We start from the raw sequence: 22,801 nt of genomic DNA on the forward strand, positions 1-22,801 counted from the left end.
GCGCGCCGGCGCGAGCCTGGAATGACGAGCTAGTCGCTCGTCGCTTCCTTCAGCACCTTTTGCAGGGTGTCACCCTGCATCCGGGTGATGTCGTCCTGGTACTTGAGCAGCGCGCCAAGCGTGTCGCCGACCACTTGCGGGGTCAGCGAGCGGGCGTCGAGTTCCGACAGCGCCGTGGCCCAATCGATGGTCTCGGCGACACCGGGCGACTTGTAAAAATCCTGGTTGCGCAGCGCCTGCACGAAGCGCACGACCTGCTGCGACAGCTTGGCAGAGATGCCGGGCACGCGCGACTTGACGATCGCGAGCTCGCGGTCGGCGGCGGGATAATCGACCCAGTGATAGAGACAGCGCCGCTTCAGCGCGTCGTGGATCTCGCGGGTGCGGTTGGAGGTGATGATGACGATCGGCGGATGCGGCGCCTTCACCGTGCCGAATTCGGGGATGGTCACCTGGAAGTCACTGAGGATTTCCAAAAGATACGCCTCGAACGCCTCGTCGGCGCGGTCGAGCTCGTCAATCAGCAGCACCGGCGGTCCCGCAACGTCGGGCTCCAGCGCCTGGAGCAGCGGCCGCTTGATCATGTAGCGGTCGGCGAAGATGTCGCTCGAGAGCTGGTCCCGATCGGTGTCGCCAGCGGCTTCCGCCATCCGGATCGCGATCATCTGCGCAGCGCTATTCCACTCGTAGACGGCCGAGGAGACGTCGAGGCCCTCATAGCACTGCAGGCGGATCAGCTTGCGCCCCAGCGCCGCCGACAGCACCTTTGCGATCTCGGTCTTGCCGACGCCGGCCTCGCCTTCCAGGAACAGCGGCCGGCCCATACGCAGCGACAAATAGGTCACCGTGGCCAGCGATCGCTCCGCGAGATAGCCGCGCGAAGTGAGAAGTTCGAGCATCGCATCGACCGATGCCGGCAGAGCCGTGAGAGTCATGAAAAAGCCAGTCTCGCTACGCCCTCACCGGGGACAAGTTTGGGCCGAGGCGTGAGGTTCACTCACGCCTTGGCGTTGGCAGCATCGAGGGCGCGCCGCGTCAGCACCCCGATGAGATGCGCGCGGTATTCGGCGCTGCCGTGGATGTCGCTGTTGAGCCCGTTCGCCGGCACCTCGATGCCTTCCAGGGCCTTCGAAGCAAAACGCTTCTTCAGCGCTTCCTCGAACGCCTCGACCCGGAAGACGCCATCTGAGCCGGCACCGGTGACGGCAACGCGCACGTCCGACGGACGCCGCGCCACGAACACGCCGACCAGCGCGTAGCGCGAGGCCTGGTTGCGGAACTTGACGTAGGCGGCCTTCTTCGGCAGCGGGAACATCACCTTGGTGATGATCTCGTCGGCCTCCAGCGCCGTCGTGAACAGCCCCTGGAAAAACTCTTCCGCCTTGAGGCGGCGCTTGTTGGTGACGATGGTCGCGCCGAGCGCGAGCACGGCCGCCGGATAGTCCGCGGTCGGATCATTGTTGGCGAGCGAGCCGCCGATCGTGCCCTTGTGGCGCACGGCGGGATCGCCGATTCCGCCGGCAAGGCTCGCAAGCGCCGGAATGGCTTCACCGACGATCGCGGAAGTCGCGACCTCGGCATGCTTGGCGGTGGCCCCGATCACGAGCGCGCGGCCCTTCATCTCGATCGTGTTGAGCCCCTCGATATGGGAGAGGTCGACGAGATGCGGGGGGCTGGCGAGGCGCTGCTTCATGACGGGAATCAGCGTGTGGCCGCCGGCGACCAGCTTGGCGTCTTCGTTCTTCACCAGGAGGTTGGCGGCCTGCCGGACGGTGCCGGGGCGATGGTATTTGAATTCGTACATCTGAATGTCCTGATCGCGGAATGCGCGCGCGGTTTAGGCGAGGTCGGATTTCGCCATCGCCTTGGCGCCGGCGGAGATCGAGGCGACGATGTTCTGGTAGCCGGTGCAGCGGCAGAGATTGCCTTCTAGTTCTTCCCGGATGGTGTGGTCGTCGAGCTCGTTGCCCTTGCGATGGACGATGTCGATCGCGGTCATGATCATGCCGGGCGTGCAGAAGCCGCACTGGAGGCCATGGTGCTCGCGGAAGGCTTCCTGCATCGGATGAAGCGGCGCGCCGTCAGCGGCCAGCCCCTCGATGGTCTTGACCTCATGGCCATCGGCCATCACCGCCAACGTGGTGCAGGACTTCACGGCCTTGCCGTCGAGATGCACGACGCAGGCGCCGCACTGCGAGGTGTCGCAGCCGACATGGGTGCCGGTCAGGCGCAGATTTTCACGCAGGAACTGCACCAGGAGTGTGCGGGAATCGACGTTGGCCGTAACAGGATTGCCGTTCACGATGAGGGAGATTTTTGCCATAAGCACTCTCTGTCAGCGCCCCGACGGGTCCCGTCGAAGCGGTTCTTTCTTATAGTTATTCCAACCTATCATATGGGCCATTATGCCCGGGGGCAACATCGCCCCGGACGCAAGGCGCCATGCCAAAAGGATGGCCTTCAGTCCTGTACCGTTAGCCCTGTACAGCCTTGGCGAAGTTCGTGAAAAACTCGTCGGCCAGCTTCTTGGCGGCGCCGTTGATCAGGCGCTGTCCGAGCTGCGCCAACTTGCCGCCGATCTGCGCCTCGACCTCGTAGGACAGAAGCGTACCGCCATCCTTCTCGGCAAGCTTGACCACTGCGCCGCCCTTGGCAAAGCCGGCCACGCCGCCCTCGCCTTCACCTGATATCTTGTAGCCGTTCGGCGGGTCGAGATCGCTGAGTGTGACCTTGCCCTTGAAGCGCGCCGACACCGGCCCGACCTTCATTTTCGCCGTGGCGCGGAAGCCGCCATCGTCGGTTTTCTCCAGCTCCTCGCAGCCGGGAATGCAGGCCTTCAGCACCACTGGATCGTTGAGCTTCTCCCACACGGCCTCGCGCGGCGCCGCAAGCTGGACTTCGCCGTTCATCGTCATGGCCATGGGGGTGCCTCCCGGGATGCGTCACTATAATGCTGCTCAAGTAACGCACGAAGGCCGCAAAGGAAAGGGTGCCCCCCGGTCACGTGCAATGCATATTCGCACCTGCAAAAGGCTTGCGCCGCCGGTTTGGGATTGGCACAGCGGAGCCATGGTGATTAGGTCGCGCGCAACATGAGCACAGCCCTCTCCCCCCTGCTCGCGCCGATGCTGTCGAGCGCAGCCATGCGCGCCGTCTGCGACGACCGGTCCACGCTGCAAAACATGCTCGATTTCGAGGCAGCCCTGGCACGGGCCGAGGCCGCCACGGGGGTCATTCCCGCATCCGCCGTGGGCCCGATCGAAGCCGCCTGCAAGGCTGACGCCTTCGACATGGCAGCCCTGGCCGAGGCTGCGACGCGATCCGGCAATCTCGCGATTCCCCTGGTCAAGATGCTGACCGCCAATGTCGGCAAGGCCGATGCGGAGGCCGCGCGCTACGTGCATTGGGGCGCGACCAGCCAGGACGTGATCGACACCGCGACCATGCTCACGCTCCGCGCCGGCATCGCTGCGCTGGACGCCGATCTCAGCCGCGCCATCAAGGGCTTTGCCGCGTTGGCACGCAAGCACCGCGACACCGCGATGGTGGCGCGGACCTGGCTTCAGCACGCGCTGCCGATGCCGTTCGGGCTGAAGGCCGCCGAATACGCCTCGAGCCTCGCCCGCGCCCGCTGCCGCCTGCGGCGGCTAAATCGCGAGGGCCTGGCACTGCAATTCGGTGGCGCCGCCGGCACGCTTGCAGCTCTCGGCGACAAGGGACTCGCAGTTGCCGAGCGACTCGCGCAGGAACTCAACCTGCCGCTGCCCGAGGCGCCCTGGCATACCCATCGCGACCGGATTGCGGAAGCCGCATCATGCTTCGCGATTCTCGCCGGGAGCTGCGGCAAGATCGCGCGCGACGTCTCGCTGATGATGCAGACGGATGTCGGCGAAGCGTTCGAGCCCGCCGGCGAAGGCCGCGGTGGCTCATCGACCATGCCGCACAAGCGCAACCCGGTTGCTGCCGCGAGCGCGCTGGGCTGCGCGACCATGGCGCCGCAGCTCGCCGCGACGATATTTGCAGCGCAAGTGCAGGACCATGAGCGCAGCGCCGGGCCCTGGCATGCGGAATGGCCGACGCTGCCGCAATTGATGCTGGTTACCTCCGGCGCGCTTGCCGCCATCGTCGATATCGCCGAGGGCCTCGACGTCGACGCCGCGCGCATGCGCAACAATCTCGATGCAACGCACGGGCTGATCATGGCCGAGGCCGTCACCTTCGCGCTGGCCGACAAGATCGGCAAGAGCGATGCGCATCATCTGATCGAGGCCGCCAGCAAGCGCGCGGTCGCCGAGAAGAAGCATCTGCGCGAGGTGCTGTCGGCCGATTCGCTGGTCACTGCGCATCTGACGCCGGAAAAAATTGCGGCATTGTTCGAGCCGATGGCCTATCAAGGGGCTTCCCAGGCCCTGATCGACCGGCTGCTCGACAGCCTCGACCGCGAATAAGATACGACGGAGACGCCGCATGCCCATGATCGATGCCGACGGTTGCCTGATCAACGTCTCCGTCGAGGGCCGCGACGGCGGACCGACCCTGATGCTGTCCAACTCGCTCGGCTGCACGCTGCAGATGTGGGAGCCGCAGATGAAGGCGCTGACGCAGATATTCCGCGTCATCCGCTACGACCGCCGCGGCCACGGCAAATCCAACGTCCCGCCCGCCCCCTACACGATGGAGCGTTTCGGCCGCGACGTGCTGGCGATCCTCGACGACCTCAACATCGAGAAGGTGCATTGGTGCGGCCTGTCGATGGGCGGCATGGTCGGGCAATGGCTGGGCGCCAATGCGCCGGAGCGCTTCGGCAAGCTCATCCTCGCGAACACCTCCTGCTACTATGCCGAGCCGACCAAATGGCTGGAGCGCATCGACGCGCTGAAGAAGGGCGGCATCGCGGCCGTCGCCGATGCCGTGATCGCGGGCTGGCTGACCCAGGATTTTCGCGAGCGCGAGCCCGACATCGCTGCGAAGATGAAATCGATGCTGCTTGCGACCCCTGTGGAGGGTTATCTCGCCTGCTGCGAGGCGCTGTCGACGCTCGACCAGCGCGAGTTGTTGCCTGAGATCAAGAGCCCGACGCTTGTCATCGCCGGCCGCCATGACATGGCAACGCCGATCTCCGCGGGCGAGCTGATCCGCGCGAACATTCCCGGCGCCAGCATGACCATCATCGACGCCGCCCACATTTCCAATGTCGAGCAGCCGCATGCGTTTACGGATGCGGTGGTGGGATTTTTGACGCAGCGCTGACAACAGCTGTCATTGCGAGGAGCGTAGCGACGAAGCAATCCAGACTGTCTCCGCGGACACATTCCTGGATTGCTGCTTCGCTCGCAATGACGAAGGAGGAAAGAACAATGGACGACCAGAAGCGCCGCGATGCCGGCATGAATGTACGCCGAAAGGTGCTGGGCAATGCCTGGGTCGACAAGTCGATCGCCAACCGCAACGCCTTCAACACCGACTTCCAGGACATGATCACGCGCTATGCCTGGGGCGATATCTGGACGCGTCCGCATTTCGACGAACGGACGCGGCGCGTGTTGGTGATCGGCACCATGGTCGCACTCGGGCAATGGGACGAGTTCCGCCTGCATGTGCGCGCAGCGCTCGCCGAGGGCGGCTTCACCCCTGACGACATCAAGGAAATTTTGTTGCAGCAGGCGATCTATTGCGGCGTGCCGGCGGCGAACCACGCCGTCAAGGAAGCCTCAGCGATTGTGCAGGAGCTCGGCCTGCTCAAGAGCTAGCGGCGCCGTCACCTCGACGGTCTTCGGCGTCGCCTCGGGCCGTTCGATGACCACCACGATGGCGGCCCCGAGCAGCAGCAGCAGCTCGGTGGCGTGCAGCCGGAGTGCGGCCATTTCGCCGACCTTCGAGGCCATGACCATGCTCGCAAACGAGATGATACTGCCGATCGCCAGCGCAATGCCGAGCGCCTCGTCGCTGCCGCCATTCTTGCGGACGCGCGGAATGCACAGAAGCGCAAGATAGATCGCGAAGAACGCCACGACGGTCAGCCGGCCCAGCGCCAGCAGCCAGGCGGCACGCACCGTGTCCATCCCCGCCATCTGAAGATTGTCGCTCAGGAACAGCGCCACCGCGACGCTCGGCCGCTCGTAGAGACCGTGCACCGGCGCGACCATGATGTTGAAGGCGACCAGCGTCCAGGCCGGGATGAAATAGGCCGCCAGCAGCGCGCCGTTGATTGTGCCGATCCGCCAATTCCTGAACATGCCGCTTCCCGCTTCGCCTGCACCGCGCCTTCAATGGGAAGGCTTTGCCGGGAGCTAACTCGCATGAGACTGTGGCGGCAATTTAAACCCTTTGTTTACCTTAACCGGGCTGCCGGGCGGCGCGCCCAAAAGAAAAGGCCCCGCCTTACGGCGAGGCCAATCTGGGCTTCCAAAGCTACTTGTTGTAGCTACTTGTTGTCTTGGCCGTGCTTACCGCCCTGCTGCTGGCCGGGCTTGTCGCCCTGGCGCTGCGGATCCTGCTGCTGCTGTCCGGGTTTCTGGCCACCACCCTGCTGCTGGCCCGGGTTCTGGCCCTGCTGGCCCGGATTCTGGTTCTGCTGCTTCGTCATTGGGGGAACTCCCTGGTTGGACGTCAGGACGGAGCTAACGGCGGGCATCCATTTTGGTTGCTAGTTTGCTCGTTTGGTTGCTCGCGGAACCAGGTTCCTCGCATTTACGGAACCGGGCCGTGACATCCGTAGCCGAAATGACCTCTGTACAAGCCCTTATGCCGAGGCCAGCCCAGTTGCAGCCGCCAGTTCCCTCCTGTTACAAAACGAGAAGAATGCTTAGGGCTGCCGGGGCCCGACAAGAAACTCAAAGCACCCTCTCTCGAAAAGCTCCCTTTGAGCCACGTCAGGTTTGGTAACGGCAGCGCATGGATTATTTCGCCCAGCAACTCATCAACGGTCTCGTCCTGGGCTCGATCTACGGCCTGATCGCCATCGGTTACACGATGGTCTACGGCATCGTCGGCATGATCAACTTCGCCCATGGCGATGTCTTCATGATCGGCGGCTTCATCGCCCTGATCACCTTCCTGATCCTGGTCTCGCTCGGCCTGACTGCGATCCCGGTGATCCTGCTCGTGGTGCTGCTGGTCGCGATGGCGATCACCGCGCTCTATGGCTGGACCATCGAGCGCATCGCCTACCGGCCGCTGCGCCATTCCTTCCGCCTCGCCCCGATGCTGTCGGCGATCGGCATGTCGTTCGTGCTGACCAACTACTCGCAGGTCGCGCAAGGCGCCCGCGTCAAGCCGATCCCGCCGCTCGTCACCGGCGGCTATACGCTGCATGAGAGCGCGGACGGGTTCGTCATCCAGCTCTCCAACATCCAGATCATAGTGGTCGTCACCACCATCGTGCTGCTGGCGCTCTTCACCTGGCTGGTGTCGCGCACAAGGCTCGGGCGCGACATGCGCGCCTGCGAGCAGGACCAGACCATGGCGGCGCTGCTCGGCGTCGACGTCGACCGCACCATCTCCATGACCTTCGTGATCGGCGCGGCGCTCGCCGCGGTCGCGGGCCTAATGTACCTGCTCTATTACGGCTTGGTCGATTTCTTCATGGGCTTCGTCGCCGGCATCAAGGCGTTCACCGCGGCCGTGCTCGGCGGCATCGGCTCGCTGCCCGGCGCGATGCTCGGCGGTCTTGCGATCGGCCTGATCGAGACGTTCTGGTCGGCCTATTTCTCGGTCGAGTACAAGGACGTCGCGGCGTTCTCGATCCTGATCGTCGTGCTGATCTTCATGCCGACCGGCCTGCTCGGCCGTCCCGAAGTCGAAAAAGTCTGACGGACCGCCGCGTGACAGCTCCCTCGACCAATACGGCCAAACCTGCAACGGGCATCCTCGCCCTCCTGAAGACAGCCTTCGTCAACGCGCTGATCGCGCTGGTGCTGTTCTCGCTGATGGTCGGCGTCCGCACCGAGGCGGGCTCCGACGGCCAGCTCACCTACTGGACGCGCTTCGGCGAGCTCGCCTCCCTCGTCGCCGCCGTCTTCGGCGGCTCGATCGTGATCGATCTCTTGCGGCAATGGATCGGCCCGACCGGCACTGAGAAGCTCATTCCGCCGGCGGTGCAGAGCGGCATGTCGTTCGTCGGCCGCTACCTCGCGCCGGCACTGCTGATCTTCACGCTGCTGGTGCCGGTCATCTTCTATGACCAGCGCTACATCCTCGATCTCGCGATCCTCGTGCTCACCTATGTGATGCTGGGCTGGGGATTGAACGTGGTGGTCGGGCTCGCGGGCCTGCTCGATCTCGGCTACGTCGCGTTCTATGCGGTCGGCGCCTATTCCTACGCACTGCTGGCCACCAATTTCGGCTGGTCGTTCTGGGTCTGCCTGCCGCTTGCCGGCATCCTCGCCGCGTTCTGGGGCGTGCTGCTCGGCTTCCCCGTGCTGCGCCTGCGCGGCGACTACCTCGCCATCGTGACGTTGGCCTTCGGCGAGATCATCCGCCTCGTCATCATCAACTGGCAGGAGCTGACCGGCGGCCCAAACGGCGTCTCCGGCATTCCCCGTCCGTCCTTCTTCGGCATTCCGCTCGATAACAGCGATGACGGGCTCGCTGCCAAGCTCGGCATCGAATACTCGACGACCCATCGCATCATCTTCCTGTTCTATCTGATCCTGGCGCTCGCGCTGCTCACCAACTGGGTGACGATCCGGCTGCGCCGCCTGCCGATCGGTCGGGCCTGGGAAGCCTTGCGCGAGGACGAGGTCGCCTGCCGCGCGCTCGGCATCAACACCACGACCACAAAACTCACCGCGTTCGCGACGGGTGCGATGTTCGGCGGCTTTGCCGGTGCATTCTTCGCCACGCGCCAGGGCTTCATCAGCCCGGAATCCTTCACCTTCCAGGAATCGGCGCTGGTGCTTGCGATCGTGGTGCTCGGCGGCATGGGTTCGCAGCTCGGTGTTGCGCTCGCCGCCCTCGCCATGATCGGCGGCTTCGAGCTGTTCCGCAGCCTCGAGACCTACCGCATGCTGGTGTTCGGCATGGCCATGGTGCTGATCATGATCTGGCGGCCGCGCGGCCTGATCGGCCATCGCGCCCCGACCGTGTACCTGACCCAGGCGCAGGCGATCTCCTCCGACCTCGTCAAGGAAGGTCACGGATGAGCGGCGACACCATTCTCAGCGTCGACCGGCTGACCATGCGCTTCGGCGGCATCGTCGCCGTGCAGGACCTCTCCTTCGCGGCCGAGCGGAAGAAGATCACCGCGTTGATCGGGCCGAACGGCGCCGGCAAGACCACCGTTTTCAACTGCATCACCGGCTTCTACAAGCCGAGCGGCGGCACCATTCGCCTCAGCCATGACGACGGCAGGACGATCGCGCTGGAGCGGCTGAACGATTTCCGCATCGCCAAGCAGGCCAAGGTCGCCCGCACCTTCCAGAACATCCGCCTGTTTCCCGGCATGACCGCACTGGAAAATTTGATGGTGGCGCAGCACAACGCGCTGATGCGCGCCTCCGGCTTCACCCTCCTCGGCCTCCTCGGCGTCCCTACCTACCGCGATGCCGAAAAGCGTGCGATCGATCTCGCCACCGACTGGCTCAAGCGGGTCAACCTGCTCGACCGCGCCGACGACGCTGCCGGCAATTTCGCCTATGGCGACCAGCGCCGGCTCGAGATCGCGCGCGCGATGTGCACTGAGCCCGCGCTGCTGTGCCTGGACGAACCCGCCGCCGGCCTCAATGCCCGCGAAAGCGCGGCGTTGAGCGAGCTTCTGCTGTCGATCCGTAACGATGGCACCTCGATCCTGCTGATCGAGCACGACATGTCGGTGGTGATGGAAATCTCCGACCACATCGTGGTGATGGACCATGGCGTGAAGATCGCGCAAGGCTCCCCGCGCGAGGTCCGCGACGATCCCAAGGTGATCGCAGCCTATCTCGGCACCGACGAGGAAGAAGCCGTGGCCGTGATGGAGAGCGGGTCGTGACGTCCCCCGCTCCCCTGCTCGCGATCCGCAGCCTTCGCGCCGCCTATGGCAAGATCGAGGCCCTGAAGGGCGTCGATGTCGAGATCAATGCCGGCGAGATCGTGGCGCTGATCGGGGCCAACGGCGCCGGCAAATCGACGCTGATGATGACGATCTTCGGCAAGCCGCGCGCCCGTTCCGGCCAGATCCTGTACGAGGGCCGCGACATCACCGACGTTCCCACCCACGAGATCGCGCATTTGCGCATCGCGCAGTCGCCGGAGGGGCGGCGCATCTTCCCACGGATGAGCGTGGCGGAGAACCTCCAGATGGGGGCGGACGCCACCGGATGCACGGAGGCGGAACGCGACGCGACGCTCGAGCGGGTGTTCTCGCTGTTTCCGCGCCTGAAGGAGCGCTACGCCCAGCGCGGCGGAACGCTATCGGGCGGCGAGCAGCAGATGCTGGCGATCGGCCGCGCCTTGATGAGCCGCCCGCGCCTGCTCCTGCTCGACGAGCCCTCGCTCGGGCTGGCGCCGCTGATCGCCCGCCAGATTTTCGACGCGATCCGCACCCTGAACCGGCAGGACGGCCTGACCGTGCTGATCGTCGAACAGAACGCCAACCATGCGCTCAAGCTCGCCCATCGCGGCTACGTCATGGTCAATGGCCTGATCACGCTGGCGGGCACCGGCGCCGAGTTGTTGCAGCGCCCCGAGATTCGCGCCGCCTATCTGGAAGGCGGCCGGCACGGCTGAGACGGCCATGTGCGGCCGAATGCGGCGAGATATCTCCGCCAATGCCCGTATTTTGCCGGTGACTTCTCCCAGGATTCATTCAAGAATGGCGCCGGTTTGGACCGGGCGTATCCGGCAACTTCCACAGGCGACCACCCGCGAGGTATCTCATGAAATCACTGAAGCTCATCGGTCTGGCATTCGGCGCATCGCTCGCGCTATCGAGCGCAGCATTCGCGCAGGATGTCACCGTCGCAGTCGCTGGTCCGATGACCGGCGGCGAGTCCGCCTTCGGCCGCCAGATGAAGAACGGCGCCGAGATGGCCGTGTCTGACATCAACGCCGCCGGCGGCGTCAACGGCAAGAAGCTCGCGCTTTCCGTCGAGGACGATGCCTGCGATCCCAAGCAGGCGCGCTCGATCGCCGAGAAGATCGCCGGCGCCAAGATCCCGTTCGTCGCCGGGCACTATTGCTCGTCGTCGTCGATCCCGGCCTCGGAAGCCTATGCCGACGGTAACGTGCTCCAGATCACCCCAGCCTCCACCAACCCGCTCTTCACCGAGCGCAAGCTGTGGAACGTGGCGCGCGTCTGCGGCCGCGACGATCAGCAGGGCCTGATCGCGGCGCAGTACATCGCGAAGAATTTCAAGGGAAAGAACATCGCGATCCTCAACGACAAGACCACCTACGGCAAGGGTCTGGCCGACGAGACCAAGAAGGCGCTCAACAAGGCCGGCATCACCGAGAAGATGTACGAGTCCTACAACAAGGGCGACAAGGACTTCAACGCGATCGTGTCGCGCCTGAAGAAGGACAACATCGACCTCGTCTATGTCGGCGGCTACCATCAGGAGTCTGGCCTGATGGTGCGCCAGATGCGCGACCAGGGCCTGAAGACCATTCTGATGGCCGGCGACGCGCTCGCCGACAAGGAGTTCGCCTCCATCACCGGCCCGGCCGGCGAAGGCACGCTGTTCACCTTCGGCCCCGACCCGCGCAACAAGCCGACCGCGAAAAAGATCGTCGATGCCTTCAAGGCCAAGAACATCGACCCCGAAGGCTACACGCTCTACACCTATGCGGCGATGCAGGTCTGGTCGCAGGCCGCCAAGAAGGCCGGCACCACCGACGCCAAGAAGGTCATGGAAGCGATGAAGGCCGGCAAGTGGGACACCGTGATCGGCCCGATCGAGTACGACGCCAAGGGCGATATCAAGCAGCTCGACTATGTCGTGTACAAGTGGGACGCCAAAGGCGGCTACGCCGAGATCAAGGGCAACGGCACCTGAGACAGGAAGGCTGACCCTTTAACCAATCGCCTTTAACCAGATCGGCCCCAACGCCCCGGTTCGCCGGGGCGTTTCCTTTTGCAGCACGGTCAGACGACGGCCGAGAGTTCGCCGCCCGCTGCAGCCTGGGCCTTCCGCAGGGCTTGCAGGAGATCGTTCGGCCGAAACGGCTTTTGCAGGCACACCACGTCGGCCAGCCCGGGAGCCTCGCCGATGAAATCCAGCGCGGTCATGCCGGAGACTGCGACGATCGGAAACCCCGGAACCCGCTCACGAATGGCCACCATGACGTCAACGCCACTGGTGTCGGCCAGGAAAATATCGACAATCGCGGCATCAAAAACGCCTTCGCCGAAAGCCTTCAGGCCCGCCGCGCCGCTCTCGGCCTCGACCACGTCATAATGGTTGACCCGAAGCACGATCGCCACCATCGCGCGGACGTCCTTCTGGTCGTCGACAACGAGCACACGCGGCATGGGAACAACTCCCGGATCCGTCTCATTAATTGGTTCAATTCACCGCAAAAGGGCGACAAGGCAGTATGAATACGTGCCAGTAAAGCACTTCTTACCAATTACCCGTTCCGAGTCGCCCTCCAAGTTAAGTAAGCTGTAACCCTCGGTTGAGTCGCAAGCGCTTTCCGTCAGGATGCGCGCCCGGAGTCCGCTACCATGAAAGTAGCGGCTGTCCGGCCGGAAGAGATTGACGTACGAGGTCACCATGCCGGCTTACGAGAGATCGACGTGCTAGCGCCCAACGACCGAAGCACCTTCCTGTCGACCTTGCCGGCGACGCAGAGCGACCGCAGGACGGCAATGGCGATCGTCGGGATCTCCGCGATCCTGTTCGCGCTGGCGGTACCGTTTGCCGGCATGCCGCTCGTGCAGGTGCCAGCCTTCGTGGCGAGCTACCAGTCGGCGCTCGCGGTCAGCGACATCATCACTGCCGTTCTGCTGCTGTCGCAGTTTGCCGTCCTGCGCAGCCGCGGGCTGCTACTGCTGTCGACCGGCTATCTGTTCACGGCCACGGCTGCGGTAACCCACGCCCTCACCTTCCCGGGGTTGTTTGCCCCGACCGGACTGTTCGGCGCCAGCTCGCAGACCACCGTCTGGCTCTACATGATCTGGCACGGCGGCTTCCCGCTGTTCGTCCTGGGCTATGCCTCGCGGAAGGACAACACTGGCGGCAACAGGATTGCGGGCTCGACGTCGCGCGCGGTTGCTCTCTCCGTCGTTGGCGTGCTCATCGCAATGGCCGTTTTCGCCTGGCTCGTGACGGCGCAGCACGACCTGCTGCCGATCTTGCTGAAGGACGGCCATTACACCAGCACCATGATCGGCGTGGTCTCGTTCGTGTGGTCCTTGAGTTTCGCCGCGCTGTTCATGCTGTGGTTTCGCAAGCCGCACACCGTGATCGACGTCTGGCTCATGGTCACGATGTGCGCCTGGCTGTTCGATATCGCGCTGTCGGCGATCGTCAACGTCGCGCGTTTCGATCTCGGCTTCTATGCCGGCCGGCTCTACGGCCTCGGCGCGTCGAGCTTCGTGCTCGCGGTGCTGCTCATCGAGAACGTGCGCCTCCAGGCCAACATGGCGGGCATGGTCGGCGCACTCCAGCGGCAGTCGAGCACGGAGAGAAACTATTATGCGGAGCGCGAGCGGCTGTTCAGCGCGGTCGTGGAGTCCTCCAACGACGCCATCATCACGAAGTCGCTCGACGGCACCATCACGTCCTGGAACCATGCTGCGGAGCGCGTCTTCGGCTATTCCGCCGAGGAGGCGATCGGCCGTCAGGTCGACATCATCATGTCCGAGGGACAGCGCGAGGAAGTCGACGAAATGCTGGCCAGCACCCGCAACGGCGGGGTGATCGACCAGCACGAGACCGTGCGGCTACACAAGAACGGCCAGCCCATCGACGTGATGCTGAGCCAGGTTCCACTGCGATCGCGCGACGGCAACATCATCGGCGCCTCCAAAGTGGTCCGCGACATCACCGAGCGGAAGCGAGCGGAGTCCGCTCTCAACCGCGAGATCGAGGAGCGCCAACGCATCTTCGAAACCTCGCAGGACCTGATCCTGGTCACCGACGGATTTGGCAATTTCGTCCAGGTCAGCCCCAGCGTCACCGCCATTCTCGGCCTCAGCCCGGACGACATGGTCGGGCACAGTGCGACCGAGTTCATTCACCCCGATGACCTCGAGAAGACGCGGGACGAGATGCGCACGGCGCGGCGCGGCGCGGTCAAGCGCAGCTTCGAGGCGCGCTACTACCACCACGACGGGCACGAGGTCACGCTGAACTGGATGGGCACCTGGTCGGAGCCCGTGAAGCGGCATTTCTTCATCGGCCGCGACCTGACCGAGAAGCAGGCCGCCGAGGCCCAGCTCAGGCAGGTCCAGAAGATGGATTCCATCGGCCAGCTGACCGGCGGCGTCGCCCACGACTTCAACAACGTGCTGACCGTCATCACCGGCACGATCGGCATTTTGGCGGATGCCGTGGCCGACCGGCCCGAGCTCGCCGCCATCACCAAGCTGATCGACGACGCCGCCGAACGCGGCGCGCAACTGACAAAACACCTGCTCGCCTTTGCCCGCAAGCAGCCGCTCCAGCCACGCGAGATCGACGTCAACGCATTGACGCTCGAGGCCGCCAAGCTGCTGCATCCGACGCTGGGCGAGCAGATCACCATCATGCCGCAGCTGACCGAGGACGCCTGGCCGACACTGGTGGACCCGGGCCAGCTCTCTACCGCGATCCTCAATCTTGCGCTGAACGCGCGCGACGCCATGCCTGATGGCGGCACCCTGGTGCTGGAGACCCGCAACATCTTCCTCGACGACGGCTATGCCAGCATGAATCCCGACGTCGTCGCCGGCAACTATGTGATGATAGCGGTCAGCGACACCGGCACCGGCATTCCGCCGGATCTGATCGAGCGGGTGTTCGATCCCTTTTTCACCACCAAGGAGGTCGGCAAGGGCACCGGCCTGGGCTTGAGCATGGTGTTCGGCTTCGTCAAGCAGTCCGGCGGGCACATCAAGATCTACAGCGAGGAAGGCCACGGCACGAGCGTGAAGATCTACCTGCCGCGTTCGACTGGCGTGCAGGAAACCGAGTACGAGGTGCTCCAGAACGTACCCATCACGGGGGGCAGCGAGAAGATCCTGATCGTCGAGGACGACACGCTCGTCCGGCAGTATGTCGTGACCCAGATCAAGAGCCTCGGCTATACCGCGCTCGAGGCCGCTAACGCGGCCGAAGCCCTCACCATCATCGATGCCGACAAGGGCATCGACCTGCTCTTCACCGACATCATCATGCCGGGCCACATGAACGGCCGCCAGCTTGCCGATGAGGCGGTGCGGCGGCGTCCCGACCTGAAGACGCTGTTCACCTCGGGCTACACCGAGAACGCGATCGTCCATCATGGCCGGCTCGACTCCGGCGTGTTGCTGCTCGCAAAACCCTACCGCAAATCCGAGCTCGCCAAGATGCTCAGGACGGCGCTTGCGAGTTGAGCCTGCGGCATCGGTACGCTATCGCAGATAGCTAGCAGCGCGATGCGATTTGGTTGGCTGGTCATCGCGCTTCAGGTCTTTGTTCGAGCATGATCTTTTCGGAAAACCGCTTCGCGCTCTTCCGGATCATGCTCCCGCGCATGGAGTGCCGTCCTTGAAAAACCTTCTCACCGATATCGCCGGCGTTCGCGTCGGCCACGCCGAAGACGCGAAAGTCGCCTCCGGCACGACGGCGATCATCTTCGATTCCCCCGCGATCGCGGCGATCGACGTCCGCGGCGGCGGCCCCGGTACGCGCGAGGGAGCGCTGCTCGATCTTGCCAGCACACAAGAACGGGTCGATGCGATCGCGCTGTCCGGCGGCTCCGCCTTCGGGATCGAGGCCGGCGGCGGCGTGCAAGCCTGGCTCGCCGAACAGGGCCGCGGTCTCAATATCCGGGGCGCAGTGATCCCACTGGTGCCGGGTGCGATCATGTTCGACCTGCTCAATGGCGGCGACAAGGGCTGGGGCCGCTTCGCCCCCTATCGCGATCTTGGCTACGCCGCGGCGATGGCCGCAGGCCACGACTTCACGCTGGGCAGCGCCGGCGCAGGCTTGGGGGCCACCACCGCGACCTTCAAGGGCGGGCTCGGCTCGGCCTCGGCGGTCCTCGCCAACGGCATCAAGGTCGCCGCCCTCATGGTCGTCAACGCGGTTGGCAGCGCAACAATCGGCGACGGGCCGTGGTTCTGGGCCGCGCCGTTCGAGGAGAACAGCGAATTCGGCGGGCGCGGCCTGCCGCCCAAATTCACGCCGGACATGCTGGCGATGCGCATCAAGGGCGGCCCCGCCGCGAGCGCGCGGGAAAACACCACCATCGGCCTCGTCGTCACCGACGCCACGCTGACCAAGGCACAAGCCAAGCGTCTGGCGATGATCGCGCACACGGGAGTTGCCCGCGCCATCTACCCGGTTCATGCGCCGACCGACGGCGACGTGCTGTTTGCAGCCGCGACCTGCGAGAAGCCGATCGAGCCGCTGGTCGGCCTCACCGAGCTCGGCACCGTCGCCGCCAACGTGGTCGCGCGCGCGATCGCGCGGGGCGTTTACAGCGCGAACGCACTGCCGTTTGCGGGGGCGCAGCCGGCCTGGAAGGACCGCTTCGGCTAAAAACGAATGGGCACAAAGGGCGTTGTCTGACGGGACCAGGTGCACGTCATGCCGTCTTCTGTGATCCGCTTTTTTCGCTACGCCGCCGACACGCGCGAGTTGAAGGTAACCTTCGTCAGCGGCCGGCTCTACATTTACGAAAAGGTTCCGCCTGAAGTGGCCGCCGCGTTCGGGGAGGCGCGTTCAAAAGGTACGTTTTTCAATCGCGACATCCGCGATCGCTACGTCTATCGTGACATCACTCACGAGCATGCTGAATAGCTCGGATCCGGCTCACACGCTCATCGACATGGATGAGCCGGCAGCCGCTGAAGAGCCCTGCCCCTGCCCGCCCTGCCGCTGCATCAACTGCGCGAACAGATCATAGGCCGAATTGCCGCCGCCGTTCACATTCGACGAGCTGGACGTGCCCGGGACCGTCGTCGACATCTTGAACCCGTCGGAATAGGTGACGGTCGTGGTGGTCGAGCCGTCCGCAGCGGTCGTCGTGGTCGAGGTCGAGCCACCGCTCGACGAGGACGAGGAATCCGATCCGCTGCCGGAAGCATCGCCCGAGCCGCTCGCACCTTGCGCGTGGTGACCGCCATGGCCGCTCTTCAGCGCCTTCGACATCTCATCCAGGCTCACGTCGCCGTCGGAATTCGAATCCAGCTTCGAGAACACGTCGTCAGCCTGCGCCGTGTTGGTGCCGCCGGCGCCGAGCGCGTTCTCGAACTCGGACTTGGTGATGTTGCCGTCACCGTCGGCGTCGATCTGCGAGAACAGGTCCTTGAGCGCAGCGTCCCGGCTCGTCGACGTCGAGGGGGTCGAGCTCGACGAGGTGGAGGCGGAGGTCGAGGTCGCCGCGCTGCTGTCCGACGACTGGCTCTGCGCGGCGATCAGCGCGCTCATCGTCTCCGGCGAGATCTGCGCGCAATTGCCCGAATTGACCGACGAGGTCGCGCCGCTGGACGTGCTGTTGCTGCTGCTGTCGATCGCGAACGGATTGGTCGTCGCGCTTTGCGAAGACCCCGTCTTCTGGGTCGACGAGGACGATTTCGAGTTCGTCAGCGACTGGATCGCGTCGAGTGCGCTCGATACGGCACTCAGGGCAAACAACATTGCACAACTCCAACCGATGCGGCATGCCGCGGCCAATGTTCTGGCGGTGAAGTCAGCAAGCGTCATGCCAGCGCAAAAAGCTCAATGAAATCCGCACTTGCCGCGCATGGCGCGGCCGGGGAACACCGGCAATTCATGCCGGTCGCGGCAGAAATTTCCGCCCACAGGAAGCACGCCGTCCCTGCATTGCCCGGCCGAGAGGCCCATGTTAGGCGGGGTTCATCTTTCACGGCCGCCACGGGAAACCGCGCCATGACCCAAGCCTTCGCCCCCCGCCCCCTGGCCATCGCGCCCTCGATCCTGGCCTCGGATTTCTCCAGGCTCGGCGAAGAGGTGCGCGCGGTGGATGCCGCGGGCGCCGACTGGATCCATCTCGACGTGATGGACGGGCACTTCGTTCCCAACATCTCGTATGGCCCCGATGTCATCAAGGCGATGCGCCCGCACACCAAGAAGATTTTTGACGCGCATCTGATGATCTCGCCTTGCGACCCCTATCTCGAGGCCTTCGCAAAAGCCGGCTGCGACCACATCACCGTGCATGCGGAGGCCGGTCCCCATCTGCACCGCTCGCTCCAGGCGATCCGCGCGCTCGGCAAGAAGGCCGGTGTCTCGCTCAACCCGGGCACGCCGATCAGCGTGCTTGAATACGTCATCGACCTCGTCGACCTCGTGCTGGTGATGTCGGTCAATCCCGGCTTCGGCGGCCAGGCCTTCATCCCGTCCGCGATCGGCAAGATCCGCGACATCCGCGCGATGACGGCGGGCCGGCCGATCGACATCGAGGTCGACGGCGGCGTTGGCCCCGACGTCGCTGGTCCCTTGGCCGCGGCCGGCGCCAACGCCTTCGTCGCCGGCACCTCCGTCTTCAGGGGCGGCACGCAGGACGCCTACAAGACCAACATCGCCGCGATCCGTAACGCAGCGGCAACGGCACGCGGCGAAGCGATCTGACCGGGTTCACCAAGCACGGCTTTGCGGGGTCGGCGCGGTCCCTCAGCTCGGAACCGGAAATCGCCGCGCCGTCATGATCTTCCTGACTCTCGCGGCATCCGCCGGTACCTTCTGCACCGCGGCTGCGAGCAATGCGGCAGTGAAAGCCGATGACTTCTGGTCCTCAGCCTCGGGCCATTTCGTGGCGAGCCAGGCCGAGGCGACGAGAGCATCGGCGGAATCGCGACCGAGCTCGCTACGCAAGTTCCAGAACAGCCCGCCCCAGACTTCGGCCCCCTTGTAGGGCATATCCATATCGTCGCGCGATGTGACTGCCTGGAGTTCGGCGAAGCTCTTGTCGTTGGCGAGATTCCTGATGAACGGCTTGTCCGAGAACAGCTTCGCAACCGCCTCACCCAATCGCGGATTGTCGAGGTAACTGCAGGCGAGATAGTCGGCAAGACCGGACTCGATCGCCGCGTAGAAGCCACGCCATTCGACGTTTCGACCGGCCGTCAGAACATGATGACCGTATTCGCGCAAAGGGACCGATCGGTCGACCACCAGCTTCGGATCGATGACGATCGCGTTCTCCTTGTAGTAGGCGTTCGGATAGGATCCCGTCGACTCCACCTTGATGCTGACCCGTTCGCCGGCGGGAAAGCCCAGACCATCCAGTCGCGCAATGTAGCCCTGGAGCAGATTGTCCAGCGACTGCCGCATGCCATCCTTCAGCGCATCGGTCGGTTCGAACGCGACCCGTCCCGACGGCGAAGGAAGCGCCGGTCCCGTCCCGGCGGGTCTGGTCTTGAGAAATGCGGCGACTCGCTGGATGCGATCGGCATCAGTAATGAGACCTGCCTTGAGGAGAAAATCCAGATTATGAGCAGCGGCGTCGGAGTCGCCGGTCTTGATCATCTCCAGGATGCGCGCCGATTCCGCTTTCCCGTTCTCGACCGCCAGCTGTTGCGAACCGTTGAGATAGGCGACGCCGGCGTTGCCGACCGCGGCCACAGCTGCGGCAAAGATGGCGACCACGAGCGGGCTGCGCCACCGCGCCGCCGCGCTATCCTTCTCCTTGAGCGTCGTATCGCGCTCGCGCAACGTAACGTCTGCGCGCCATTTCTCGCGCTCGAAGTCGAACCGCTCGCGATCGGACACGTCACTCACGACACCACCGGATCGGGACCATCGCCAAGGAACTACTATAGGTTGATCTTCGGGCGAAAGACAAGCCCTGTCCGGATGGGTCGGCGGCGAGCGTTTGCCGCGAGTTTTACGGGCATGGCGGCGCGCCAATGCCTAAAATTGCAACCTTGATCCGTACTCCTCCGGACTTCCCGGATTCGCGCAAATCACCGCTAGTGATTCCTGCCTGTTTTCGCGGGAGCACATCATGACGACGACCCTGGTTTGGACTGGCGTGGCGTTGTGGATCGGTTTTTGTGCGTTTGTTGTGTTTGGCCCATCGGCCGGACCGGCGCAGGTCCCGGCACGTTCGGCGCGTCACAGCCGTCGCAATCGGATCTGACACCGTGCAGTTCGCACTCGTGAAGCGTCAACCGAAGCGCAGGTGCCGCATCCCGCGGCGCCCGCATCCGGACCTCGACTATTTCTTCGGACGGCTCGAACGCACCGAAGGCGAGATGCGCGACGACACCGGGCCCGATACGGCGGACCTGGATCACCCGCTCCGGTCACCGCGCCGGCATTGACATCCCTTTTCCGGACTTGAAGCGATGAAGCCGCACTGCCCGAACTGCCTGAAGGAAATGACCAAGGCGTCCGCGTCGCGTAATCTCTTCAACTGCGAACCCTGCCGCGAGATCATCCAGTATTTCGGCGGCAGCGCGGATCACGGCGGGCCCGGTCCGCAATTTTCCTGGCCGATCCGCCGCAAGCGCTCCGGCCACACCGCTCACGCGGCCTGATTTAGCCCCATACCACGCCGGCGCCTGGTTTTGCCGCCGCCATCCGCGGCGGCCGTACCACGGTGACGGTGCAGGCCGCTTCCGAGGCGACCTTGGCCGAGACGCTGCCGAGCAGCGTGCGCCGAAACGAGCCCTGCCGAGCGCCGACGATGAGATGGTCGACCGAGTTCATCTCGGCGAATTCCAGCAGCGCCGCCGCGGGATCGATCGCCTCCAGCACGTGAACCGTCAGCCGGCTCTCATCCAGCTTGAGCGGCGTTGCCCAATGCCGGAGCGCGACCAGACGGTCGATATGCTTGTTGGAGCCCTGCTCGTCCAGCGTCTTGTCGATGGCGATGCGGTTCAGCTTCAGCACATTGACACAGGCCAGCCGTGCCGAGGGCAGCGTCGCCAGAATGCGCTCGGTGGTGACGCGCAGCGCCTCGTTCAGCTCGGGCGCGCCTTCCACCGTGTCGAGCGCGACCGCGAGGATCGGGCTCGAGGCGATTTGAGCTGCGACATCCGCTTTCGCGCGCGGCTGGATGGCGCCCAGATTGAAGCGACGGCGCCACACCACGCTTAACGGATCCCGCTTCAGGCGCTCCGACCGTGTCGTGAGCTTGACCTGGTCCGGATGGGCGAGATCAAAGGCGAGCTGGGACGCGGTCGGATAGCGCCACGCCGGATCGATCTCGAGACAGCGCAGCACCACCTCCTGGAGCCAGGGCGGATAGTCGGTGTGCAAACTTCGCGGCGGATACGGATCACGCCACAGCCTCCGTCGCATCGCGCGCAGCGTCTCGCCCTCGCCGAACGGCCGCTCGCCGGTCGTGAAAAAATACAGCAGCACGCCGAGCGAAAACAGATCGCTGCGCGGATCATCGCGCACACCCTGGAGCCGCTCGGGCGCCATGTAGGGCGCGGTGCCGTAAGGCAGGCGGAATTCCTCCTGCAGCAGATCGGGCAGATGGTTGTGATGCGACAGGCCGTAGTCGATCAGCACCGCCTCACCGCTCTCGCGGAACATGATGCTGCTCGGCTTGATGTCGTGATGGATCACGTTCTGCCGGTGCAGATCGGTGAGCGCGGCCGCGATCTTCGCAACCAGCAGCCGCGCCTCCTCGTAGGGTAGCGGCAAATCAGGCAACCGCTTGTAGAGCGTGGTGCCAGGAATGCGCTCGATCACGGCATAGGCTTGGTGCGCGAAATCACCAGTGCCGAAACAAGACGGCACGTGCGGCCCGGCAAGCCGCGGCAAAATCATCATCTCCATCTCGAAGGAGACGATCGCGGCGGGGTCCTCCCCCTCCGACACCCGCGGAATTTTCATCAGCAGCGGCACGTCGATGCCGGGATGGGTGACCGTCCACAGCGTCGCCATGCCGCCGGCATGGACGCATTCGCCGATGGTGTAGCCGTCGATCTCCGCGCCTGATTTGACCAGGGGTTTCGGCATCGGCCGTCAACGCCCCTGCGACAGGCGGTCGGCAAGCCAGGGCGGCAGGCCGTTCTCGCGAATCCGGCTCGCGGCCGTCTCGATGTCATAGGGCGCACGGCAATAGGTGATCTCGCACGAGACCGTATCGAACAGCACGAAGGCCGCGGATGGATCGCCATCGCGGGGCTGGCCGACCGAGCCGAGCACCGCCAGCCATTGCCGTCCGCGCAGGAGCGGCACGGACACGCCGGTCTTGGGTACGAGGCCCGTCATCTTCGCCGTCACCGACATCGAATACAGCGCCGGACGGTGGATGTGGCCGCAGAAGGTGACATGGGCGGGCGTCGATATCAGGCTCTTGGCCGCATCCGCTGTCGAGCGGACATAGTGCCAGCGCTGGGGGCTGGAGGCCTCCGAGTGGACGTAAAGGCGCTCCTTCTCGTCCACGGCCATCGGCAACTCGGCGAGGAACCGCCGCTGCGCCACGTCGAGCCGCCCTCGGGTCCATTCGATTGCGATCTGCGCCTCGTTGTTCATGCTCTCGGTGGTGGTGTTGACCGCCTCGTCATGATTGCCGCGGACGGCGATAGCGCCCCGGGCCACCAGTTCCATCGCGGTATCCACGACCCATTCCGGATCGGCGCCATAGCCGACAAAGTCGCCGAGCAGGACGAACCGCTCCGCGCCCTTCGCGCGGGCAAGCTTCAGGCATGCCTCGAACGCCTGCCGGTTGCCGTGGATATCCGAGAAAACCGCGAGAAGCACGCACC

General features: G+C 64.7%; 25 protein-coding genes. 14 read left to right on the plus strand and 11 right to left on the minus strand.

Annotated elements, in window-relative coordinates:
• Positions 1-29 precede the first annotated feature (29 nt).
• The 4 genes from B5V03_RS06880 to B5V03_RS06895 all read right to left on the minus strand — a co-directional run bounded on the left by B5V03_RS06880 (position 30) and on the right by B5V03_RS06895 (position 2,921).
• Complete coding sequence (locus tag B5V03_RS06880) at positions 30-935, minus strand: AAA family ATPase (protein ID WP_129268506.1); 906 nt, start codon at positions 933-935, stop codon at positions 30-32.
• A 62-nt stretch (positions 936-997) separates the two neighbouring features.
• The gene (locus B5V03_RS06885) at positions 998-1,804 is read right to left on the minus strand and encodes an FAD binding domain-containing protein (protein ID WP_129268507.1); all 807 of its coding nucleotides are present in this window, start codon (positions 1,802-1,804) and stop codon (positions 998-1,000) included.
• 33 nt (positions 1,805-1,837) lie between these two features.
• Entirely contained in the window at positions 1,838-2,323 is a 486-nt protein-coding gene (locus tag B5V03_RS06890; RefSeq protein WP_129268508.1) for a (2Fe-2S)-binding protein, read from the minus strand.
• A gap of 151 nt (positions 2,324-2,474) precedes the next feature.
• On the minus strand, positions 2,475-2,921 hold the full coding sequence (locus B5V03_RS06895; RefSeq protein WP_129268509.1) for an SRPBCC family protein: 447 nt from the start codon (positions 2,919-2,921) through the stop codon (positions 2,475-2,477).
• Positions 2,922-3,092: 171 nt separating this feature from the next.
• Here B5V03_RS06895 and B5V03_RS06900 point away from each other — a divergent pair, with 171 nt between their 5' ends.
• From B5V03_RS06900 to B5V03_RS06910, 3 genes are all read left to right on the plus strand, one after another.
• Entirely contained in the window at positions 3,093-4,448 is a 1,356-nt protein-coding gene (locus B5V03_RS06900; protein WP_129268510.1) for a 3-carboxy-cis,cis-muconate cycloisomerase, read from the plus strand.
• A 19-nt stretch (positions 4,449-4,467) separates the two neighbouring features.
• Positions 4,468-5,250, plus strand: coding sequence for a 3-oxoadipate enol-lactonase (pcaD, locus tag B5V03_RS06905; RefSeq protein WP_129268511.1), 783 nt, complete (start codon positions 4,468-4,470; stop codon positions 5,248-5,250).
• A 107-nt stretch (positions 5,251-5,357) separates the two neighbouring features.
• The gene (locus B5V03_RS06910; RefSeq protein ID WP_129268512.1) at positions 5,358-5,750 is read left to right on the plus strand and encodes a carboxymuconolactone decarboxylase family protein; all 393 of its coding nucleotides are present in this window, start codon (positions 5,358-5,360) and stop codon (positions 5,748-5,750) included.
• Here B5V03_RS06910 and B5V03_RS06915 read toward each other — a convergent pair.
• Positions 5,712-6,236 carry a hypothetical protein gene (locus B5V03_RS06915; protein WP_129268513.1) on the minus strand — a complete coding sequence of 175 codons (525 nt, stop codon included), beginning with the start codon at positions 6,234-6,236 and terminating at the stop codon, positions 5,712-5,714. The two genes, B5V03_RS06910 and B5V03_RS06915, sit on opposite strands and share 39 nt — an antisense overlap.
• A 188-nt stretch (positions 6,237-6,424) precedes the next feature.
• Positions 6,425-6,586, minus strand: a complete 162-nt coding sequence (locus B5V03_RS41365; RefSeq protein ID WP_164987830.1) for a hypothetical protein — start codon at positions 6,584-6,586, stop codon at positions 6,425-6,427.
• A 308-nt stretch (positions 6,587-6,894) separates the two neighbouring features.
• Here B5V03_RS41365 and B5V03_RS06925 point away from each other — a divergent pair, with 308 nt between their 5' ends.
• The 5 genes from B5V03_RS06925 (at position 6,895) to B5V03_RS06945 (ending at position 11,975) form a co-directional block, all read left to right on the plus strand.
• Entirely contained in the window at positions 6,895-7,812 is a 918-nt protein-coding gene (locus tag B5V03_RS06925) for an ABC transporter permease subunit (protein WP_129268514.1), read from the plus strand.
• 11 nt (positions 7,813-7,823) lie between these two features.
• Positions 7,824-9,143 carry a high-affinity branched-chain amino acid ABC transporter permease LivM gene (gene livM / locus B5V03_RS06930; RefSeq protein ID WP_129268515.1) on the plus strand — a complete coding sequence of 440 codons (1,320 nt, stop codon included), beginning with the start codon at positions 7,824-7,826 and terminating at the stop codon, positions 9,141-9,143.
• Positions 9,140-9,970, plus strand: coding sequence for an ABC transporter ATP-binding protein (locus B5V03_RS06935; RefSeq protein ID WP_129268516.1), 831 nt, complete (start codon positions 9,140-9,142; stop codon positions 9,968-9,970). The genes livM and B5V03_RS06935 overlap by 4 nt, the downstream gene beginning before the upstream one ends.
• Positions 9,967-10,707, plus strand: a complete 741-nt coding sequence (locus B5V03_RS06940; RefSeq protein WP_129268517.1) for an ABC transporter ATP-binding protein — start codon at positions 9,967-9,969, stop codon at positions 10,705-10,707. The genes B5V03_RS06935 and B5V03_RS06940 overlap by 4 nt, the downstream gene beginning before the upstream one ends.
• Positions 10,708-10,856: 149 nt before the next feature.
• Positions 10,857-11,975 carry a branched-chain amino acid ABC transporter substrate-binding protein gene (locus B5V03_RS06945; RefSeq protein ID WP_129268518.1) on the plus strand — a complete coding sequence of 373 codons (1,119 nt, stop codon included), beginning with the start codon at positions 10,857-10,859 and terminating at the stop codon, positions 11,973-11,975.
• A gap of 89 nt (positions 11,976-12,064) precedes the next feature.
• Here B5V03_RS06945 and B5V03_RS06950 read toward each other — a convergent pair whose 3' ends face one another.
• Positions 12,065-12,451 carry a response regulator gene (locus B5V03_RS06950; RefSeq protein WP_129268519.1) on the minus strand — a complete coding sequence of 129 codons (387 nt, stop codon included), beginning with the start codon at positions 12,449-12,451 and terminating at the stop codon, positions 12,065-12,067.
• Between the two features lie 195 nt (positions 12,452-12,646).
• Here B5V03_RS06950 and B5V03_RS06955 point away from each other — a divergent pair, with 195 nt between their 5' ends.
• The 3 genes from B5V03_RS06955 to B5V03_RS06965 all read left to right on the plus strand — a co-directional run bounded on the left by B5V03_RS06955 (position 12,647) and on the right by B5V03_RS06965 (position 16,910).
• Entirely contained in the window at positions 12,647-15,499 is a 2,853-nt protein-coding gene (locus B5V03_RS06955) for a PAS domain S-box protein (protein WP_129268520.1), read from the plus strand.
• Positions 15,500-15,653: 154 nt separating this feature from the next.
• Entirely contained in the window at positions 15,654-16,649 is a 996-nt protein-coding gene (locus tag B5V03_RS06960; protein WP_129268521.1) for a P1 family peptidase, read from the plus strand.
• A gap of 48 nt (positions 16,650-16,697) precedes the next feature.
• A complete protein-coding gene (locus tag B5V03_RS06965; protein ID WP_129268522.1) occupies positions 16,698-16,910 on the plus strand; it encodes a KTSC domain-containing protein in 213 nt (70 codons plus the stop codon).
• A gap of 12 nt (positions 16,911-16,922) precedes the next feature.
• On the opposite strand, the gene B5V03_RS06970 is transcribed toward B5V03_RS06965, so the two are convergent.
• On the minus strand, positions 16,923-17,750 hold the full coding sequence (locus B5V03_RS06970) for an EF-hand domain-containing protein (RefSeq protein ID WP_129268523.1): 828 nt from the start codon (positions 17,748-17,750) through the stop codon (positions 16,923-16,925).
• Between the two features lie 252 nt (positions 17,751-18,002).
• Here B5V03_RS06970 and rpe point away from each other — a divergent pair, with 252 nt between their 5' ends.
• Positions 18,003-18,704: a ribulose-phosphate 3-epimerase gene (gene rpe / locus B5V03_RS06975; RefSeq protein WP_129268524.1), complete on the plus strand. Its 702-nt coding sequence runs from the start codon at positions 18,003-18,005 to the stop codon at positions 18,702-18,704.
• A gap of 42 nt (positions 18,705-18,746) precedes the next feature.
• On the opposite strand, the gene B5V03_RS06980 is transcribed toward rpe, so the two are convergent.
• Complete coding sequence (locus B5V03_RS06980; protein ID WP_129268525.1) at positions 18,747-19,853, minus strand: hypothetical protein; 1,107 nt, start codon at positions 19,851-19,853, stop codon at positions 18,747-18,749.
• A 365-nt stretch (positions 19,854-20,218) separates the two neighbouring features.
• Between B5V03_RS06980 and B5V03_RS06985 the strand changes: the two genes are divergently transcribed.
• Together B5V03_RS06985 and B5V03_RS06990 are read left to right on the plus strand one after the other, a co-directional pair.
• On the plus strand, positions 20,219-20,398 hold the full coding sequence (locus tag B5V03_RS06985) for a hypothetical protein (RefSeq protein WP_092028231.1): 180 nt from the start codon (positions 20,219-20,221) through the stop codon (positions 20,396-20,398).
• 24 nt (positions 20,399-20,422) lie between these two features.
• On the plus strand, positions 20,423-20,614 hold the full coding sequence (locus B5V03_RS06990) for a hypothetical protein (protein WP_129268526.1): 192 nt from the start codon (positions 20,423-20,425) through the stop codon (positions 20,612-20,614).
• A gap of 1 nt (position 20,615) precedes the next feature.
• On the opposite strand, the gene B5V03_RS06995 is transcribed toward B5V03_RS06990, so the two are convergent.
• Both B5V03_RS06995 and B5V03_RS07000 read right to left on the minus strand, forming a co-directional pair.
• Positions 20,616-22,049, minus strand: a complete 1,434-nt coding sequence (locus tag B5V03_RS06995) for a serine/threonine protein kinase (RefSeq protein ID WP_129268527.1) — start codon at positions 22,047-22,049, stop codon at positions 20,616-20,618.
• A 6-nt stretch (positions 22,050-22,055) separates the two neighbouring features.
• Positions 22,056-22,796, minus strand: a complete 741-nt coding sequence (locus B5V03_RS07000; protein ID WP_129268528.1) for a metallophosphoesterase family protein — start codon at positions 22,794-22,796, stop codon at positions 22,056-22,058.
• Positions 22,797-22,801 lie beyond the last annotated feature (5 nt).

Origin of the sequence: Bradyrhizobium betae, from assembly GCF_004123905.1 — a bacterium.
Lineage (GTDB): Bacteria > Pseudomonadota > Alphaproteobacteria > Rhizobiales > Xanthobacteraceae > Bradyrhizobium > Bradyrhizobium betae_A.